Origin of the sequence: Pontibacter virosus (assembly GCF_003096355.1) — a bacterium.
Classification (GTDB): domain Bacteria; phylum Bacteroidota; class Bacteroidia; order Cytophagales; family Hymenobacteraceae; genus Pontibacter; species Pontibacter virosus.
Map to the genome: position 1 here is coordinate 169,129 of NZ_QEKI01000005.1, position 18,352 is coordinate 187,480.

The 18,352-nt window shown below is 53.3% G+C and carries 11 protein-coding genes, 1 tRNA gene and 1 riboswitch; of the genes, 4 read left to right on the forward strand and 8 right to left on the reverse strand.

Going from position 1 to position 18,352, the window contains the following annotated elements:
• Positions 1–245 precede the first annotated feature (245 nt).
• A complete protein-coding gene (locus tag C8E01_RS09735; RefSeq protein ID WP_243409509.1) occupies positions 246–1,532 on the reverse strand; it encodes a site-2 protease family protein in 1,287 nt (428 codons plus the stop codon).
• Positions 1,519–2,151 carry an HAD family hydrolase gene (locus C8E01_RS09740; RefSeq protein ID WP_116543176.1) on the reverse strand — a complete coding sequence of 211 codons (633 nt, stop codon included), beginning with the start codon at positions 2,149–2,151 and terminating at the stop codon, positions 1,519–1,521. Before C8E01_RS09740 ends, C8E01_RS09735 begins: the two co-directional genes overlap by 14 nt.
• 90 nt (positions 2,152–2,241) lie before the next feature.
• Between C8E01_RS09740 and C8E01_RS09745 the strand changes: the two genes are divergently transcribed.
• A tRNA-Ile gene (locus tag C8E01_RS09745) sits at positions 2,242–2,315 on the forward strand.
• Between the two features lie 357 nt (positions 2,316–2,672).
• On the forward strand, positions 2,673–4,178 hold the full coding sequence (locus C8E01_RS09750) for a Fic family protein (RefSeq protein WP_116543177.1): 1,506 nt from the start codon (positions 2,673–2,675) through the stop codon (positions 4,176–4,178).
• Positions 4,179–4,472: 294 nt separating this feature from the next.
• On the opposite strand, the gene C8E01_RS09755 is transcribed toward C8E01_RS09750, so the two are convergent.
• From C8E01_RS09755 to C8E01_RS09775, 5 genes are all read right to left on the reverse strand, one after another.
• A complete protein-coding gene (locus C8E01_RS09755; RefSeq protein ID WP_116543178.1) occupies positions 4,473–5,870 on the reverse strand; it encodes a SusD/RagB family nutrient-binding outer membrane lipoprotein in 1,398 nt (465 codons plus the stop codon).
• Positions 5,871–5,881: 11 nt separating this feature from the next.
• Complete coding sequence (locus C8E01_RS09760; protein WP_116543179.1) at positions 5,882–9,106, reverse strand: SusC/RagA family TonB-linked outer membrane protein; 3,225 nt, start codon at positions 9,104–9,106, stop codon at positions 5,882–5,884.
• A 179-nt stretch (positions 9,107–9,285) separates the two neighbouring features.
• Positions 9,286–9,477: a CsbD family protein gene (locus C8E01_RS09765; RefSeq protein ID WP_116543180.1), complete on the reverse strand. Its 192-nt coding sequence runs from the start codon at positions 9,475–9,477 to the stop codon at positions 9,286–9,288.
• 77 nt (positions 9,478–9,554) lie between these two features.
• Positions 9,555–11,240 (reverse strand): PAS domain-containing hybrid sensor histidine kinase/response regulator, encoded by a 1,686-nt coding sequence (locus C8E01_RS09770; protein ID WP_116543181.1) that lies wholly within the window; start codon positions 11,238–11,240, stop codon positions 9,555–9,557.
• Between the two features lie 36 nt (positions 11,241–11,276).
• Positions 11,277–13,721: a bifunctional aminotransferase class I/II-fold pyridoxal phosphate-dependent enzyme/GNAT family N-acetyltransferase gene (locus C8E01_RS09775; protein ID WP_165820609.1), complete on the reverse strand. Its 2,445-nt coding sequence runs from the start codon at positions 13,719–13,721 to the stop codon at positions 11,277–11,279.
• A gap of 67 nt (positions 13,722–13,788) precedes the next feature.
• On the opposite strand from C8E01_RS09775, the gene C8E01_RS09780 reads away from it, so the two are divergent.
• Positions 13,789–14,190, forward strand: a complete 402-nt coding sequence (locus C8E01_RS09780; RefSeq protein ID WP_116543183.1) for a DUF7793 family protein — start codon at positions 13,789–13,791, stop codon at positions 14,188–14,190.
• 59 nt (positions 14,191–14,249) lie between these two features.
• Here the strand turns inward: C8E01_RS09780 and C8E01_RS09785 are convergent, their stop codons facing one another.
• Positions 14,250–16,745, reverse strand: coding sequence for a TonB-dependent receptor domain-containing protein (locus C8E01_RS09785; protein WP_116543184.1), 2,496 nt, complete (start codon positions 16,743–16,745; stop codon positions 14,250–14,252).
• A gap of 324 nt (positions 16,746–17,069) precedes the next feature.
• Positions 17,070–17,170: riboswitch (SAM riboswitch) on the forward strand.
• Between the two features lie 10 nt (positions 17,171–17,180).
• On the opposite strand from C8E01_RS09785, the gene C8E01_RS09790 reads away from it, so the two are divergent.
• Positions 17,181–18,350, forward strand: coding sequence for a trans-sulfuration enzyme family protein (locus C8E01_RS09790; protein WP_116543185.1), 1,170 nt, complete (start codon positions 17,181–17,183; stop codon positions 18,348–18,350).
• Positions 18,351–18,352: the final 2 nt, after the last annotated feature.

The following is an 18,352-nucleotide window of genomic DNA, read 5'->3' on the forward strand; positions in this document are numbered from 1 at the left end:
CCCCTCTGGGGGTAGGGGCCTCTATGAAAGAGAGGGGCAGGTTATAGCAAATGCCTTAACCCTCTGCAACCAAGATCCTTCCAGGATGACAGACCGGAAAGCAGTTTCAGAAAGTCCCCCTTCGAAGTCGAAGATCCCGGACTTGTTTCGGGAGGGGCAGAAGGATGCTAATCATCTGTGAGAATCCTGTTAATCCTGGGGGTAGGGAACTTCTTTTAAAATCCTGCAAATCGTGATTCAGGCATTTACCCAATCACAAACGGCGTCGGGCTAAAGCAGAGCAGGAAAATCACAAAAGCCAGTATCCCCAGCACTTTACGAGCTGGCGTAAGTGGCGCTTCGTTTGGACACGAAGGATGGAAGATGCCCATCAGCCGCGAGAGCAGAAGTCCGAACACCAACCAGCCACTGTAGCCGTCGGCGGCAGGGTATAGCCAGGCGATGCCGACTTGCACCACCATTACGATCAGCACCAGGTAGGCGGTGAAGCGCAGTTTTGGGGTGGCGGGCTCAAGCACGAAGAACAGGTAAAGTACATACATCGGCCATGCCCAGATGTAGTTTGTCAGCTCCGGGAAGGTCTCGGCCAGGCTGTACTGCAAGAGTAACATCCCCAACGCAGCCATCAGACCACGGCGGTTGTCGTGCAAAATGCCCCGGAAGGCGAAGAACACGAAAGGGGCCAGTACAACCAAAAGGCTGTCGTCCCAGAGGGGCTCGCGGTGCGGCGAGATCATCCCCATACCTGCATACACAATGAAGAGCGTGAAAAAGATCGGCGAAAGCTGGTTGAAGCGCTTATACCCGATCAGGCCATAGAGCACGTGTCCACCGTCCAACTGACCGATGGGGAGTAAGTTGAGCGCCGTGAAGAACAGGGCCAGGTAACCCGCAAAAAGCAACGGGTAATGGATCACTTCATAAGCATTGGGCACCAGCGCCGGGTCCGCCACATACCTTTCAAAGAACAGGAAAAGCAGGTTCTTGCCGAGCGAGAAGTTGCCTTCGCCCTGGTACACATACCGGACATAGTCTTGCCCGAACTGCTGGTACTCCGGGTGAATGGTGAAGATGAAATCCGGGTCGGGCAGGTGCGTAAAACCGTACCATAGCAAAGGGATCGCCACCACAAAACCGGCCAGCGGGCCGGCAATGCCGATGTCGTAGAACTGCTGCCTGGAAAAGATGCGGCCCCTGATCCGGATGAAAGCGCCCATCGTGCCGATGGTGGACGTGATGCCAAACCACAGCGGAATATAGTAGGGTAGCGAGACGTTGGTGCGGTAATGCTTGGCTGTGAAGTAGTGCCCGAACTCATGCACAGTGAGCACACCCAGGAAAGGTATAGAGAAGTATAGCCCCGCCGCCAACTCGGCCCAGGTAAAAGTACCCGTCCACGAAAAGCCCTCCGGCCCCCAGAAGAACAGCTTGCCGAAGCGCCACTCGGCCCCGGCAATAGTCGTCGTGATCAGGGTGAGCACAAAGAGCAGCAGGTGCAGGCTATACCTGTTTTGCTGCTTAGGAAACTGCATCCTCAAACACCTGGTTGATGGTGAGCGGCGGCTCCAGGAAGAGCGTCTGCAGGCCCACTTTTCGGGCACTTTCGATGTGCTGGATGCTGTCGTCGATGAAGAGCGTCTCTTCGCGCTTCAGCTCGTTCTGCTCCAGTATCTGCTCAAACACGATGGCGTCGGGCTTGCGTTGCCCGATCAGGTGCGAGTAGTAGGCCTGCTCAAACAGCGAGTCGAGGCTCGGCATGGTAAAGCTGTGGGCCACCATCTCGTTGAAGCGCTTCATGTGGATGGCGTTGGTATTGCTGAGCAAGAAGATGCGGTATTTTTTGCCCAGCTCGCGCAGCAACTCAATTCTTTCGGCCGGAATGTCGAGTAACATGGCATTCCAGGCATCGTCGATTTGCTCATCGGTGGCGTCGAGGTGGTAGGCTTCGCGCAGGTGCTGGCGAAACTCCCCGGGGCTGCTGTTACCGGTCTCGAAGAGGTCAAATAGGTGAGACTGTGCACGTTGGCTGTACTCGATGGTATGGCCTGCGGTGCAGTACTGCTCCAGCTCGCGTATGCTTTTAAAGTAATCTATGTTGATGATGACCCCGCCGAGGTCGAAGATGATGTTTTTAACGCTAGTCAGGTCCACGAAATTTTTTGGTCTGGTATTTGAAATTGTCCCTACAAATATGTAGAATTGCACTCCCAAATCAAAGGAAGCACATTCTTTTAAGGGAACGGGCCTATAGCTCATTCGGTTAGAGCAACTGACTCATAATCAGTAGGTGCCTGGTTCGATTCCAGGTGGGCCCACAGAAAATCAAGCACTTATCTCGCAGAGAGATAGGTGCTTTTTTTGTTCGCATACGATTTGCATACAAGCTTCTAAAGGCAAGATTGCTTTGGAGATAGTGTAAATACGCACATCTTTAGTATCAATGACACATCTTCTCTTCGGAATATTGGCATCAGTTCTTTTTAATGAAGCTTCTCCGCCTGTTTCACCTATAATGTATTTGTTTTGCAGTGGCCATTGCTAATTGTATTCATTTTACGGTAAGTCTAATCTATTTAATGACCCCCATACCTAATTTTTAAATGTTTTACTGTTAATTTAATACCTTTTAACTATTTTACAGTAATTTTAATCAGTTTACATATAGGAGATAGATGAAATTACAAACAGTCGGTAGCCTGTGGCTGCAGGAGCACTTTAAATTGACGCGCTTTGTACTGACGCACCGTTCATATATCGGACAGAACGCCAGGTTGGAGCTGACCCCAAGCGGGGAGGTGAACCAGGTGTATGGTCCGAAATATGTTCCGGCTTCCAACACAGTAATGGCGCACCTGGAGTTCTCTTTAAAGTACGATGACCTCCATCTCGCTTTCCTGCAGGCTGTTTTTGTGCTCGTCTCTGAAGAGGAAATAGTAAACTATGTAGCAACCTCCCCAACAGGTAAGTATGCCCGAAAGATCGGTTTTCTGTACGAATTCCTAACCGGTAGGCAAGTAGTGCTTGCTGTAGCGGTGGGGGGAAATTATGTTGACCTGCTGGAAGAGGGTAAATACTTTACAGGCAAGGCGGTAAAAGTCCAGAAATGGCGCATCAACAACAATTTGCTGGGTACGGCTGCTTTTTGCCCCATCGTACGAAAGACAAGTGCGCTGGCGGATGTGCTACAACATGACCTGAGGCAGCAAGTAGCCCAGTTAAAAGAAAGTTACGACCTGGATACATTCAGCAGAGCGATACATTACCTGTATAGTAAGGAAACCCGCTCTTCCTATGAAATCGAAAAAGAGAAGCCCCCGCCCGAAAGAATGGAGCGTTTTATAGCGCTGCTCAGCCATGCCGGCAGGGAGCCAAGCGAACATTTGTTGGGCGAGGAGAACCTGACGCAACTGCAAAATGCCATTGTCGATCCCCGGTTTGCTGCTTCCGGTTACCGTGACTTTCAGAACTACATCGGGCAAACACTCCCAAACTGCGTGGAAATGATTCATTTCATCTGTCCACCACCGGAGTTTGTGCTTTCACTGATGGAAGGTCTGAAAGAAACCGCCACCAAATCGGAGGGAACTTCCGCTTTGGTAAGAGCAACTGTCATTTCATTTGGGTTTGTTTTTATACATCCATTCGAAGACGGCAACGGCAGGCTGCAGCGTTTTCTGATTCATGACATGCTCGTAAGGGACAGAGTGGTGCCGGATGGGCTGATCATTCCAGTATCAGCTCACATGCTTAGCCACATGCGCGACTACAACAAAACACTTGAAAATTACTCCATACCTTTGATGAGGCTGGTACAGTACACCAAAACAGCCTCTGGAGAACTGGAGGTGATCAACAAGAACGAAGTGGAGGGGTATTTCCGCTACCCGGATCTGACGGACCAAACTATTTTTCTTGCCCACACGATACAGTCGACAATTACCGATGATATACCGCAGGAACTAGCCTTTATTCAGCGCTATGACGAGGCAAAAAGGGAGCTGCAGCAAATTGTGGACATGCCCGACAAGGAGCTGAATCTGATGATCCTGCTTCTGCACCAGAACAAAGGCAGTTTTCCGAAGCGCCGGAGAAAAGACTTTGCCAAGCTAACCGACGATGAAATCGAAAGAATGGAGCAGGCGTACCGAAAGGTGTTTGACCTAGCTACTGATTTATGATAGATGTATTTGGTGTTTGAGCAGCAACTGTCACTGTTCACTTTTTTGTTCTGTTCACGGAGCGTGAACATCGATTTTTTGTGAACGCTTTAACCAGCATAGCTTTAATTATGCTTGATAGAAGGTATATATCTTGATAATCTTTTGTCCAAGGGTATTGAGGGGTAGCTGCTGCGACGTTACATTGTAACGTCGCAGCAGCTACCCCGAGCAAATTCCCCACCCCCCAAAACTAAAAAACGCCGCCTCCTTTCGGAGAGCGGCGTTTTATTTAACACTCAACTAAACAAAATCTTACTTATCCCACCACACGCGGCCATAGAGGTTGTCCTGTCCGCCGAACTGGCGTTGTACGGCCTCGTTGTAGCTGGCGGCGTTGTTGAAGGATTCGTTAGCCGGGTAGCTGTTGCGGAGGGGTACTGCTTTGCCGTCTGGCTGCACCAGGTTGTTTGGGTAGCCAGTGCGGCGCCACTCAGCCCAGGCCTCGTAGCCGTGCATGAACAGGTGCACCCAGCGCTGCGTCGCAATCTGCTCGATGGCGTTGGCCGGGTCGTAGGCAATGCCTTCCTGGCTCAACAGGGACGAAGCACCGGCTGCGCTACCCGTCCACTGCACCAGCGACTGCTCGATGGCTTTGTTGTAATTGCTCTCGGCTTCTGCATCGCCACCGGCAATCCAGCCACGCTTGGCGGCTTCTGCTTTGGCAAACAGGGCCTGCGCGTAAGTTACCAGCTGTATGTGTGCGTCCTGCTTCCAGAGGGCCTGGCCCAGCAGCGAGTAGTTGGTCACGTTTGGCAGACCTTCCACGGTGCCATAAGGTAAGCCTCTGTACTCACCGGATGTACGGGCTGGAGCGCCGTATACCTGCAGCCTTGGGTCGTTTACCGGCTTCAGCTCGTTTACGAGCGTTTCGGTCAAAGCCCACCACTCGCGGTTCTGGTTCGATACCTGTCCAAACCAGTAGTTCTGGTTGTTGGCGTCGGCCAGGTGACGGAACACCAGGTTGTCGGCATTGGAGGTCATAATACCGGCTTCCAGGGCCTTGTTGAACTCTGCGGCCCCTTTGGCTGGGTCTACCTCTGACAGGCGCAGGGCCATCAGCATCCGGATGGTGTTGCCGAGGCGCTTCCACTTGTTAACATCCCCGTTGTACACGATGTCGTTGGAGATGTTGCCGGCCGTGATCTCGCTGTTGGCCTGCTCCAGCAAAGTGAACAGGTTGTTGTAGATCGACTCCTGGGTGTCATACTTCGGCGTGAAGTTTTCGGCACCTTTCAGGGCCTCACTGTAAGGCACATCGCCCCAACGGTCGGTCACATGCCAGAAGTAGTAAGCCTTCAGGATCTTGGCCACTGCCAGCTGGTTATTCACCGGGCCTTCGGTTGCGCTCAGGGTAGCCGTGGTCAGCACGGTTTCCAGGTTCATGAGTGGTCCCTGGTAGATCCAGTAAAAGCTGGTACCACCATCCGGATAGAGAGAGGCACCCGGATACTGGGTCTCGGACAGGTACTGGGCATGAAACTGGGCCGAAGGGGAGGCGCTCAGACTAGACAGCGAAAGCGCCGCATTGGCAATCAGCTGCGTACCCGAGGCGGTACTGGGCTGATTCGGGTTCAAATTGATGTCCTCGTCAAACTTATCGCAGCTTGCCAGCAGAAAGCACGACAAAAGCACTGCATATATTTTCTTCATTCTCATCTTCCTTATAAAGTAATGTTTAGGTTAATGCCGTAAGAGCGCACCGAGTTGGTCATACCAGACTCGTACCAGCTGATGGACTGGGAACCGGTTGAGATCTCGGATGGGTCGATGCCCTCCGGAGCTTTCTGCCACAGTTGTGCCACGTTACGGGAGATCAGGGCAACACCCACGCTCTGGAACGGCAGGCGGCCCATCATCGACTTGTCTAGGGTATAGCCCAGGCGCAGTTCGCGCAGCTTGATGTAAGAAGCGTCATAGAGCCACTCTTCGTACACGCGACGGCCTACTACCGTGTTGTAGTAAGACTGGGCGCTCACGTAGTTAGAGGCCGGCTGACCGCCCACATCCACACCGCCCACGATCGTGCCCGGCGCGTAAATACCTTCTACTTTCACACCACCGCCTGCTTCCAGCGGGTCGCGCACGTTAGCGCCGCGGTCGTTGGTCGCCACCGTGATCGGGTCCTGCCCGGTACGCACGGCCAGCATTTTAGAGCGGCTGAAGAACTGTCCGCCGAACTGGTAATCGATCATGGCAGAGAGATCGAACTTCCAGATGCGGAAGCTGTTCTGCCAGCCACCTGTCAGGTCAGGCTGTACACTGCCGAAGTTGTGGGTAGCGTCTGTCCAGAGCGGCATGCCGTTGGCGCCGATCAGCTTCTGGCCGGTGGCCGGGTCGCGCTGGTAAGCCTGGCCTACGAGGCTACCGAAAGGCTGGCCTTCATAGGAGTTGAGGTAAGAGGTAACAGAAGAGTAGGTGGTGGAGTAGTGCGTCAGCACGTCGATCTCCGGATGCAGTTCTACCACCATGTTGCGGTTGCGGCTTGCGTTGAAAACAGTGTTCCAGGTGAAGCTGCTCGACTGAACAGGTGTGCCGGATAAAGCGACCTCTATACCTTTGTTCTGAATCAGACCGGCGTTGATGGTGGTGGAGCTATACCCGCTGGTACCTGAAACTGGCAGACGCAGGATCTGGTCTCTGTTCTTCTGCTGGTACAGGGTCACGTCCAAACCTACACGACCGTTGAGGAAGCGCACATCCAAACCGGCCTCGTACGAATGCGAGAAGGATGGTCTTACGAACGGGTTGTTCAGGTTGTCCGGAACGGACAGGGTGTTTACGTTTGTAGCACCTGCATACACAGTGCCCACGGTATAGTACGGAGAGGTTTCGTAAGGCGACAGGTCGGAACCTGCCTGTGCGTAGCTGGCGCGGATCTTACCAAATGACAGCGGTGACCAGTCGATCAACTCACTGAATACCATGCTACCCGATACGGATGGGTACCAGTATGAGTTGTTATCTGGCGGCAGGGCAGAGGAGATGTCGTTACGCAAAGAGGCATCGATAAAGTAGGTGTCCTTATACCCGACAGAAGCCATACCGAACATACTGCGGATCTGCTTGCGGCGCAAATACTGGTTCGTGCTCGGACGGTCAATAGAGCCATCGATGTGGTAGAAGCCCGGCGTAGCCAGTCCGCCTACCGAAGCCATAGACAGGTAGGTATAGCGGGTGTCGAAAATGTTGCCGCCGGCGTTCACGTTGAGCGAGAAGTCACCGAACTCTTTGTTGTACTGCGCCAGCAACTCGTAGTTAGTTTCGCGACCCTGGTACTTGCCTGTGCTGAAGGAAGGCACTCTTCTGCCGCCGAAAGCCTGGCGTGACTCGATGTTCTGGGTATAGCTGTCGTTGCGCACAAAGCCGCTCAGTTTCAGTGAAGGCAGGACCTGGTAAGTCAGACCCACGTCTCCGAATACACGCTCACGGTTGTCGTTGCTGATGTTTTCGTACGCCTCGAAGTAAGGGTTGTTCCAGTACAGCGGGTTGAAATTGGTTACCTCACCTGTCGTGGTGCTCGGGCGGCGCAGGTTCCAGTTCAGGAAAGTGCCGTCGGCGTAGCGGTAGTTCTTCATGCGCTTCATGTCCACGTTACGCTGGAACCACTGCACCATGTAGCGGGCGCCGTATTCCGAGCCTTGCGAAGGACGCTGGGCATTGTTGCGGGCATAGTTAATGTTGGTGGAAACCGTCAGCTTCCTGGAGAGGTCCAGGCTGCCGCTCACGCCCACGTTGTTTCTGTTGAGGAAAGTGTTCGGCTCCACGCCCTCCAGCCGGGTGTCGTTCACACTCAGGCGGAAGGTACTGTTCTCGTTCCCACCTGTGATGGTCACACCATTGTTCAGGTTATAGCCTGTTTCGTAGTAGTCCTGTATGTTGTTGGGATGCGGTACGAAAGGCGTCAGCTGGCCGTATTCCGGGTCCTGTGGGTAGAAGCTGAAGATCTGGCGAACGGGTGTGCCGTCCATCTTTGGTCCCCAACTCTCATCCACCGACACGTCCACATACTTATCGCCATTCGGAAGCGTACGCCAGGTCTGGCTGGAACCGCCACCATATAGGTTCTGCATCGGCATAAAGTTGGCTGCTCTTTCCACTGAGAAAGCGGAGTTGATCTGTACGCCTACCTTTTTCGGTCCTTTCTGGCCCTTCTTAGTCGTGATCATGATCACGCCGTACTGGCCGCGGATGCCGTAGAGGGCAGAAGCCGCCGGGCCTTTCAGCACGTTGATCGACTCAATATCCTCCGGGTTAATGTCCTGTGCCAGGTTACCGTAGTCAGCCTGGTCAGCACCGGCAAAGTTGGCGTTGGAGATGGGAGTGCCGTCTACCACGATCAGGGGCTGGTCGCCGCCGGTAATGGAGTTCACACCGCGTATCTTGATCTTCTGGGTACCGCCCATGCTGGCGCCGGAAGAGCCCGTCACCTGCACGCCAGCCACTTTACCGGATAGCGATCCCAGCACGTTCTGCTCTTTGGTTAAAGTCAGGTTCTCGCCCTGTACCTGCTGCGTGGCGTAGCCCAGGGAGCGCTCGCTTCGCTCAATACCCAGCGCCGTTACCACTACTTCATCGAGTTGACGGGTGTCGGTTTGTAAGCTTACGTTGATCGTGCTTTGGTTGCCCACTGCTACCTCCTGGGTGGTATAGCCCAGAAAGCGGAAAACGAGTGTGGCATTGGCCTCAGGTACCCGGAGTTGGTAATTGCCCTGGGCATCGGTGGCGATGCCAATCGTGGTGCCTTTGACAGCGACACTTACCCCGGGCAGGCCATTGCCCGTCGAGGCTTCTGTCACTCTACCGCTTACTGCCCTATCCTGGGCAGCCGCGCTGGCGGACCAGAGCATTAAAAGCGGCAAAATGATGGATAGTAGATTTTTTCCCATAATTCAACTAGTGTGTTTAAAGGTGTGAATAGGTTAGTTTTGTTGAATATAGGATATATTTAATTAATATAAAAGCAATATTGTTATAACATAATGCGTATTTGTGCAGTTATAAAAAAACACCCCGCATCAGGCCGTAGCCTGAGCGGGGTGTTTTTACTTGTTTAAAGGCTACCAGCCTACAATGAGTCGATCCATCTTTTGAGCTCGCCCTTTGCCTTGCCGGTTTTCTGCTGCAGCTTTCCGAGCCACTCATCCTCCTTGCCTTCGTTATAGGTCAGGTCGTCGTCGGTCAGGTCGCCGTACTGCTGCTTGATCTTGCCTTTCATTTCATTCCAGTTTCCTCTGGTTCTATATTCTGCTTCGTGCATCGTATTTTAGACTTAAAATTAAACAAAACTTATACCGTGATATACGGATGAAACAGGGCAGTCGTTTAAAACAGCGGCTACACCCACTTCCTGAGCAGCCCGAGCAGGTCGCTTTGCTCAAAAGGTTTGCAGAGGTAATCGTTCATGCCCGAGGCCAGGCTGTTCTCAATGTCGGTGCTGTAGGCGCTGGCCGAAAAGGCGATGATCGGGGTGTCGTATTTTTCCTGCCGCAGGATACGGGCGGCTTCTAATCCGCTGATGCCGGGCATCTGCACGTCCATGAAGATCAGATCGAAGTGCTGGGCATGCACCAGGTCAATGGCTTCCTGTCCGCTAAAGGCTGTGGTGACCTGTGCCCCATGATTTTCGAGTACCGTCTGGAGCAGCATCACATTGATTTCGTTGTCATCAACGATCAGCAGGTGCTTGCCTTCGGGCACGCGGTAGTTGCTGTCGTCTGCTACCTCTTGCTGCGCAGGCTGTCTGGTCTGCATGTGCTTCAGCCGGATGGTGAACCAGAACAAAGAGCCTTTCTGCTGACCGGGCAGCGGACTGATCACTTGCAGGTCGCCCTGTAGCAGCCGGGCCAGTTTCTTACTGATGGCCAGCCCAAGGCCTGAGCCGCCGTATTTGCGGGAGGTGGACTGGTCGGACTGGGTGAAGGAGTCAAACACCATCTTCTGCTTCCCGGCAGGTATACCGATGCCGGTATCGCTCACCGAGCAGTAAAGGAGGAATTCATCTTCAGGCAACTGCTCCGACTTGAACAGGACGTCGATGCTGCCTTCTTCGGTAAACTTAATGGCATTGCTCACAAGGTTGACCACAACCTGGCTGATGCGGGTCGGGTCACCGATCGCCCACTGCGGCACGGAAGCGTCAAAAGAACAGGAGAACTTCAGCCCTTTGGTCTCGGCTAGGTGCCGGTAGGGTCTCAGGCTGCCTTCCAGCCCTTCCCGCAACTCGAACGGAATGGCCTCCAGGTATATCTTGTTTTGTTCGACCCGGTGCAGGTCCAGTATGTCATTGAGCAGTTTGGTGAGGGTGGTGCCCGATGTTTTGATCAGGTTGATGTACTGTTTCTGCGTGTCGGTCAGGCCGGTGTTCAATAGCAGGTCTGTAAAACCCATGATGCCATTGAGCGGTGTCCTGATCTCGTGGCTCATGCTGGATAGAAAATTGCTCTTTGCCTCGTTCGCCTCCTCTGCCTTGCGTTTAGCCTTGCGCAGCGCCTTTTCGTTTTGCTTTAGCTCAGTGATGTCTTTCGCGACGATCATCACGCCGTCAATCTCCTGATGGCTGTCGCGGATGTGAGAGAAGGAACAGGAAACCGGAATCTCGCCGTGCTGCTTTGTCTTGAAAAGCAATTCCTTGTTCAGGCACTTGTCCTGTGAGCGGCACTGTTCCATCAGCGACACCATTTTTGGTACATCTTCGCTGGTGAGCAGAATAGAAAGGTGCTTGCCGCGCAGTTCATCCTGCCGGTAGCCCAGCGCCTCTTCCACAGATTCATTGACCGACCTGATCGTAAAGTCTGGGTTAAGAATAAGCAGCATATCCACCACACCCCGGTAAATGCTCTGCATGAAATCCCTGGACACGGTAGAACTCTTGAGCTCCTGCCCCAGCATGTTAATACCAGCGATCACGGCATCCATTTCGTCACCTGTATCGGAGGTTTCGATCTGGTAGTCGAAGTTTCCGTTGGCAACCTCGGTGATCAGTATCATGATCTCCTCTATTCTGTCTTTCAGTACTTTCACTCGTTTTATTTTTGCACCGCTTGTAGCGGTGTGGTGCTATTCTTTTTCGACGGCAAAGGTAGCCCCCATCATTTCCATGGCAAAGTTATCTTTGCTCTGATAATAACCGACTTTCGGGTAAGGTGTTGCGCCTACTTTCTTTTTTTCGATGGTGGCCGATATTCCCATGTTCACCTGGGTGCATTGCAGGGCATTGGCGCGCTTTATCACCTGATAGAGCGTCTGCCTGTACACACCGTAGGTCATCAGGTAGTCATAATCCATCCCAATCAGCATAAAGCTGTACACATTCGCCGCATTTTTATGGCAGAAGGCTACCGACACCGGTTTGCGGCTGATCGAGAACTCTTCTTTTATATAGAGTACGACAAATTCCCAGCTCTTGCTCTCGTTGAGGAGCTGAAACATCTTCTCGGGAAATAAAAAGTTGTTGATGGCAAAGTTGTTACCCTTCACATTGCGGAACAAGGCCATGGCATACTGCAGTTCATCAACGGCAAGCTGGTCTTTCACCACCACTTCATAAAAGTGCTCGTTGCGTTTGATCTTCTGCACGAAGTTCTCGCGGCCTTTCTTGCTGAGTGTTTTTCGGAAGCCCTCCTCATCCGTCCAGTTCAGGTCCTCGACCACGCATGACTCGGGCAGGAGCATTTTCACAAAGTCCTGCTCCACCATAAACTCGTCCAGTTCCGGGTCCATGTCATCGAGGTCGCGGAGCAGGATGCTGCTGGCCTGGCTCGTTTCCTGCTCTTTGTTGAGTTCTGTCAGCAGGGCCTTCAGCGCCTCTTTCCAGGAGGGGCTGCTGCGGTCCAGGTATAGGTGGTTGCCCTCGGTGAACAAGCTGCCCAGCACGATGCCAGTGGTGGTGAGGTAGTAGGGGTTCGCCTCTCGTTCGCGTTCCAATGCTTTGGAGATAGACGCCTGCGAAAACATGTCTTCCTTCAGCAGGGCGATGGCCGCGAACGTCATCAGTACCACGTTACCCTGCGGGTCCTGTACAGTATAGTACCGGAATGCCCAGTTGTTCTCTTTCTCCGGGTTGTTGCTGAAGGATTCTTCCAGAAAGCGCATGCCTTCCCAGTCGAACATCGCCCGGTGGCCGAGGTATTTGTTCCACTGTGCCGCCTCGATTTGAGTGATGGAGGTATAGCGCTGCAAGCTAATGGCGGTGGAAGGGGCTGTTGGTGCTGCGGCCGGCGAGACTGACTGCGCCAGTGCGGGCATTTTAAAAGCCTTGCGGATGTTTTCCTGCGTCTGGTTGGTGGCAGCCAAAGCCAGGTGGAAGTGCAGCTGTAGTTTGCGTACCAGTTCGGCTATGTCCTCGTCCGAATTGGTGAGCGAGATCGTAATGCGCACGCCAATGTTCTTGGCAGGCACCGCCGGGAAAGTAGCCAGGTTCACGTATACACCGTCCTGCAACAAAGCCTGCACCAGGTGGTTGCCCATCTCCATGGTGCCCGTGCCGATATAGAAGATCGGGCTCTCGCTTTCATGCACCAAGGGCAAATCCGTTTGCTTGAGCAGGGTGTTGAAATAGGCTATCTTGCGTTGAAGCTCCTGCTGGTAGGTATAGATATCGTCGCTCAGGTGAATTTTGGCAGAGGCGATGGCGGCACCTAGGGTTGCGGGCTCTATTTGCACCGAGAAAGTAAGCGGTCCGCCAAAGTTGTTGACCCTGTTATACCACTCCTCATTAGGGAAAAGCGACAAGCCGCCGCAGGCGCCAAAGGCTTTGCCCAGGTTAGCGGTCAGGATCATTTTGCGGTACAGGCCTTCCGGCATCTGGCTCATGGCATAGCCTGTGCCGTTTTTGCCAGCCCAGCTGGCGCCATGGGCATCGTCTACATACAGGTATAGCTGTTCGTATTTCTCCGCCAATGCTATCAGTTCTTGGATCGGGGCAAAGTCGCCGTACATGGAGTACACGCTGTCGGCCATGTACCAGATGCGCTCAAACTTGCCGCGCTGCTTTTTGATGCGGTCTTCGAGCATCTCCAGGTTGTTATGGCGCACCATTTCTACGGTTACGCCCTGGCTCAGCAATTTCTTAACCGCCTCCTGCACGCTGGCATGCACCTGGTGGTCAAGTATAACCAGGTCAGACTGCCGGATAATGCTGGGAATAACGGTGAGGTGCGAAAGCGTACAGTTCTTGGAGATCACGACCGGTGCGTTGTACATCTGCTTGATCAGCTTCTCGAGTTCGCTGTACAGAGGGTTGGAAATGTAAGTGCGCGACATAGGAAACTGCGTACCATAACGCTCGATGGCCTCGATGGCGCCGCGCTTCACCTGCGGGTGGTGCTCCAGCCCTAGGTAGCCACAGGTGCCGAAATGCAGCACCTGCTTGCCATGCAGTGTTAAGTGCTGACCACTAAGGCTTTGGTCTTCAGCATGCAGGTGGATGATTCCCTTTTTCTTGGAAACAGAAAGTACGGAGTCCACCGTATCTATAATATTATTATGTCGTATCTTTGCCATGTGTTTTGCCAGGTTCGCATAGTTGATAGGGCTTAACATGCGAACGATAGATCGAATTCAAATTTGAATGGCAAATTTCGACAAAGAATACGAAAAGAGTCCTATTAAAACAGATTGCCTCGAACTTTATTTAAAGGAGGGAATCTTGTATTGCATTTATAAGGAGACAAAAGAGCTGGATATTGAGAAAGCCCGTGAGTGCGTGCAGGACCGCATAAACTACATTGGCGAGCAGGTATACCCCAGCCTATTTGACATCACTCAAGTGAAGCACTCTACCAAAGAGGCGCGTGACTACCTGGCCAACGAAGGTAACGTTGGTGTTACAGCCAGTGCAATTCTGGTGAGTTCGCCGATGGTGAAAATGGCGGCTAATATTTACATACACGTGAACAAGCCGAAGAACCCCACCCGCATGTTCACGAGCAAAGAGGAAGCCGTTCAGTGGCTCTCCCAATATAAAGCCTAAACAAAAAGCCCTCCTGTCAGGAGGGCTTTTTGCTGGTCAGGGGTTTTGGGTTTTGATCTTTAGTTCATGCCGTTGCTATCGCCCTGCTTGGCGTCGTCGTTGCGGATTGAGCGCTTACGCTTTGGCGCACGCTGCTGGTCCATCTTACCAAAACGGTAGTCGAAGCTCACACGCACACCACGGTTGAAGTTGTTGATTCGGATCTCCTGGGTATAGGCTCTTGGGTTGGTGGGCGATTCCTCCACCCGCACGTCGTTGCGCATGCGCATGCTCTCTCTGAATGGATTATCCAGGCCAAGGCTAATGCCACCTTTCTTGTCGAACAGCTCTTTCTTGATAGCGATGGTATGGTATGAGAAGGCTGCGAACTCACCCAGCAACTGAATGCGACGGGAGTTGAAGCCACCGTTAAACTGTGCCGTAATTCCCTTTCCGAAGGTATAGGATGAGTTGGCGTTGATGTTGTACATCCAACCGCTGTTGCTGGCATACTTGCCGTTCAGGTCTACATAATAGAAGTTAGAGCTACCACCAATCGTCCAGTTGTTGGTCGGCTTGGTGTTTCCGAACAAGCTTACGCCATAGGTTTTGTTTTTGGCAATGTTGTCGAAGGTCAGGGTGGTAACATCCACCGGCAGGCCGTTGGCGTCTGTCTCCCGATCGATGGTCGCCACTGTTTCGATGGCATTATCTGTCTGACGCATGTAACCGGTCACGCTGAGTGAGGTGGTTTTGAAGAAGGTGCTGTAGCCCAGCTCGAACAAATCGGTCAGTTCAGCGTCGAGGTTCGGGTTACCCTGCACGCGGGTGTTGGAAGTTTGCTCCTGCACGTAGGGGTTCAGGTAGAAGAGCGACGGACGCTGGATACGCTGCGTGAAGTTGGCGCGGAAGGTGTGCTTCTGCTTCAGGTTATAAGACAAAGCCACGCTCGGTATAAAGTTGTCGTAGTCCAGGCTGTAGTCGTTGTCTCCCTGCAGGTCGGCCTGTATGTCGGTAAACTCGTAACGGCCGCCCATCTTCACGTTCAGTTTCTTCTTCAGCATGAAGCCGTAGGTCATATAAGTAGCGTACACATCCTGCTCGTAAAAGAAGGCATCGGTGCGGCGGGTTTCATTTCCGGAGTTGAAGATGTCGCGATACAGGGCATCGCTTTCCACATCGCGGAAAATGGACTTGGCACCCAGCTCCAGCATGGTCTTGTTGGCGAACGGATGGGTATAGTCTGCCTGGAACGTCAGCTCCTTGTTGGCGCCTTCGTTCAGGTTGCGCTTCAGCAGATAAGGATCGTTGCCTTCATTGAGGTAGTCCTGGCGAATGTCGTTGTCGGTGTTGGTTACCGAGTAAAGCGACAGGAGCGCGAGTTCCTGTCCCGGCTTGCTGAACGTGCGCGTGTAGTCGAGGTTATAATCGGTACCGATGCGCTGGTTGCGGTTGCGGATCTCGTTGCGGAAGTCCTGGATCAGGGTGTTTTCCTCGCGGCTGGTCACCTCCTGGTCGTTTTCCATTTTGAAAGTACCGCCATTGCTGCGGATGCTGCCCGATATGTTGTTCTTTGGCGTGAGGTCGTAGTCGAAGCCTACCAGTGCGTTCATGAACTTGCCATTGATGCGGGTCTTGCCATACTGGAAGCTGGTGGTGTTCCCGGCGAAGATGGTGTTGCTCATGTTGCCGTGGTTGTAGAACATGTTGCCGCCAAAGGTGCCGTTGATGCCCAGCTTGCCGCGACGGATGTTGAGGCTGGCGTTGGCATTGCTACCACGGGTACCGGCTGTAGCCGCCACCGAACCGGTCACACCATGCAGACCACCGTCTTTTTTGGTGATGATGTTGATGATACCAGCTGTGCCTTCCGCGTCATACTTGGCCGAAGGGCTGGTGATCACTTCCACCGACTTGATCTGGTCGGCCGGGATCTGTTTGAGGGCATCGGCCACGCTGCCCGCCATGATAGCCGATGGCTTGTTGTTGATGAGCACGCGCACGTTGGAGCTGCCACGCAGCTGCACGTTGCCGTCGCTATCCAGCGCCAGCGAAGGCACTTTCTGTAACACATCGGCTGCGTTGCCACCTGAGTTGGTGATATCCTTTTCGGCGTTGTACACTGTGCGGTCAATTTTCTCTTCTACCAAAGGTTTTTCACCTGTGATCACTACTTCGCTTAGCTTTTTGGCATCAGAGGCAATGGCAACTGCACCCACGTTTACACTGGCGTTGTCAGATGTCACCGTCACATCCTCCACCAGTTTCTGCTGATAGCCCAGGAAGCTCACCTGCAGTCTGTATTTGCCAACGCCCACCTTGCTGATGGTAAAGCGACCCTTGTCATCAGCCATCGCCCCGTCGATCGGTTTGCCCGTAGCCAGGCTGATCAGGGCAACGGTCGCGAACTCCACTGGCTTCTTGGTATCAGCGTCCTGCACGATACCGACGATGGTAGCGTTGCCACGTGGCGCGGCCATACCTGTGGCAGCTTGCTGCGGGGCAGCCTGCGGCGCCTGTGCGAGAGCCGGCACGGTGCTCAACCCCAACAGGGCAAGCAGCAGGCTCTTTTTCATAGTTTTTTCGAGTTGGTGTAAATGTGCTTTATTCATGTATCCGTTCTTCTGTAATAACTTACTTCAGTAAAGGAAAAGCTAGTTTCTGAGTCCTGAAAACAGAATATACCAAGGCGCCGCATTTCTATATGAATAGCCTGATATAGCCTATTAGCCTTTCGTCGGGAAATAGGGGAGGTTGGTGGAGGGAAATGGGCGTTCGCTTGAGCGAAACAGAAAAGATGCTTTAGCAGGGGCGGCTTAGTAGACTTAATTATACCTGAAGTTGTGCATTCTCAGATATCCGCCTTATTTTAGCGGCATAATTATTCCTGCCCAGGCAAATTTTTATAAAGAAGAGGTGAGAGAACAGGCTCTGTGATCCTCTGGCAACCATCTGCATAGAAAGGTGCCAATTCCTGCCCAAGAAAAGGGAAATATAAAATTATTACATACATGTCCATTCACAACGAAACCAACGCGATCCGGCTACAGGCCGACAGATCGCACCACCGGGAGCACTCGGTGCCGCTTTACCTTACCTCCAGTTTTGTGTTTGAGAGCGCCGAACAGGCCCGCGCCGTATTTGCCGAGGAAGAGGAGGGGAATGTGTACTCCCGCTATTCCAACCCCAATGTAGACGAACTGCTGGCCAAAATGTGCCACCTCGAGAAAGCAGAAGAAGGCGTTGCCTTTGCTTCCGGCATGGGGGCTATTTTCTCCAGCCTGGCGGCCCTGCTGCAGGCGGGCGACCACGTGCTGGCCGGACGTGCGGTGTTCGGGTCCACCCACCAACTGCTGTCCAAAGTGCTTCCCAAGTGGGGCATTTCATACTCCTATGCCGATGTGGCCGACCCGGACGGATGGGAGCGGCTCATTACTCCCGCCACCAAGGTGATCCTGATTGAAACGCCCTCTAACCCCGGGCTGGAACTGATCGACCTGGAGTGGCTGGGCGAACTGAAGCGTAGGCACAACCTGGTGCTGATCGTTGACAACTGCTTTGCCACCCCGATCCTACAAAACCCCGTGGACTACGGCGCCGACATCGTGGTGCATTCTGCCACCAAGTACATCGACGGGCAGGGACGGGTGCTGGGAGGTATAGCCGTCGGACGTAAAGACCTGATCGCGGAAATCCGCTTCTTCTCCCGCCATACGGGGCCGGCCATGTCGGCCTTCAATGCCTGGGTGCTGTCCAAGAGCCTGGAAACGCTGCAGCTGCGGGTGGAAAAGCACTGTGATAATGCCCTGCAACTTGCAGAAGCGTTGGAAGGGAACCCTGCACTGGAGCAGGTGCGCTACCCTTTCCTGAAATCTTTCCCGCAGTACGAACTGGCCAGAAAGCAAATGAGAAGGGGTGGTGGCATTGTGACCATTGCCGTGAAAGGCGGATACGAGGCGGCAAAGCGTTTCCTGGACAATCTGCGCATGGTGAGCATCAGCGCCAACCTTGGCGACACCCGCACCATTGTCACGCACCCGGCCTCTACCACCCACTCCAAACTGACCGAGGCGGAGCGTCAGGCGACCGGCATCACGCCCGGGCTGGTACGCATATCGGTCGGGTTGGAAAACGTGGATGATGTGGTAGCGGATGTGCAGCAGGCACTGTCGAAGGTATAGCG

Bases quoted from the DNA above. Each gene is read 5' to 3' on its own strand.
- C8E01_RS09735 (WP_243409509.1), bottom strand. From the start codon at position 1,532: ATGCAGTTTCCTAAGCAGCAAAACAGGTATAGCCTGCACCTGCTGCTC.
- C8E01_RS09790 (WP_116543185.1), top strand. From the start codon at position 17,181: ATGTCCATTCACAACGAAACCAACGCGATCCGGCTACAGGCCGACAGA.
- C8E01_RS09750 (WP_116543177.1), top strand. From the start codon at position 2,673: ATGAAATTACAAACAGTCGGTAGCCTGTGGCTGCAGGAGCACTTTAAA.
- C8E01_RS09780 (WP_116543183.1), top strand. From the start codon at position 13,789: ATGGCAAATTTCGACAAAGAATACGAAAAGAGTCCTATTAAAACAGAT.
- C8E01_RS09755 (WP_116543178.1), bottom strand. From the start codon at position 5,870: ATGAAGAAAATATATGCAGTGCTTTTGTCGTGCTTTCTGCTGGCAAGC.
- C8E01_RS09760 (WP_116543179.1), bottom strand. From the start codon at position 9,106: ATGGGAAAAAATCTACTATCCATCATTTTGCCGCTTTTAATGCTCTGG.
- C8E01_RS09785 (WP_116543184.1), bottom strand. From the start codon at position 16,745: ATGAAAAAGAGCCTGCTGCTTGCCCTGTTGGGGTTGAGCACCGTGCCG.
- C8E01_RS09775 (WP_165820609.1), bottom strand. From the start codon at position 13,721: ATGGCAAAGATACGACATAATAATATTATAGATACGGTGGACTCCGTA.
- C8E01_RS09765 (WP_116543180.1), bottom strand. From the start codon at position 9,477: ATGCACGAAGCAGAATATAGAACCAGAGGAAACTGGAATGAAATGAAA.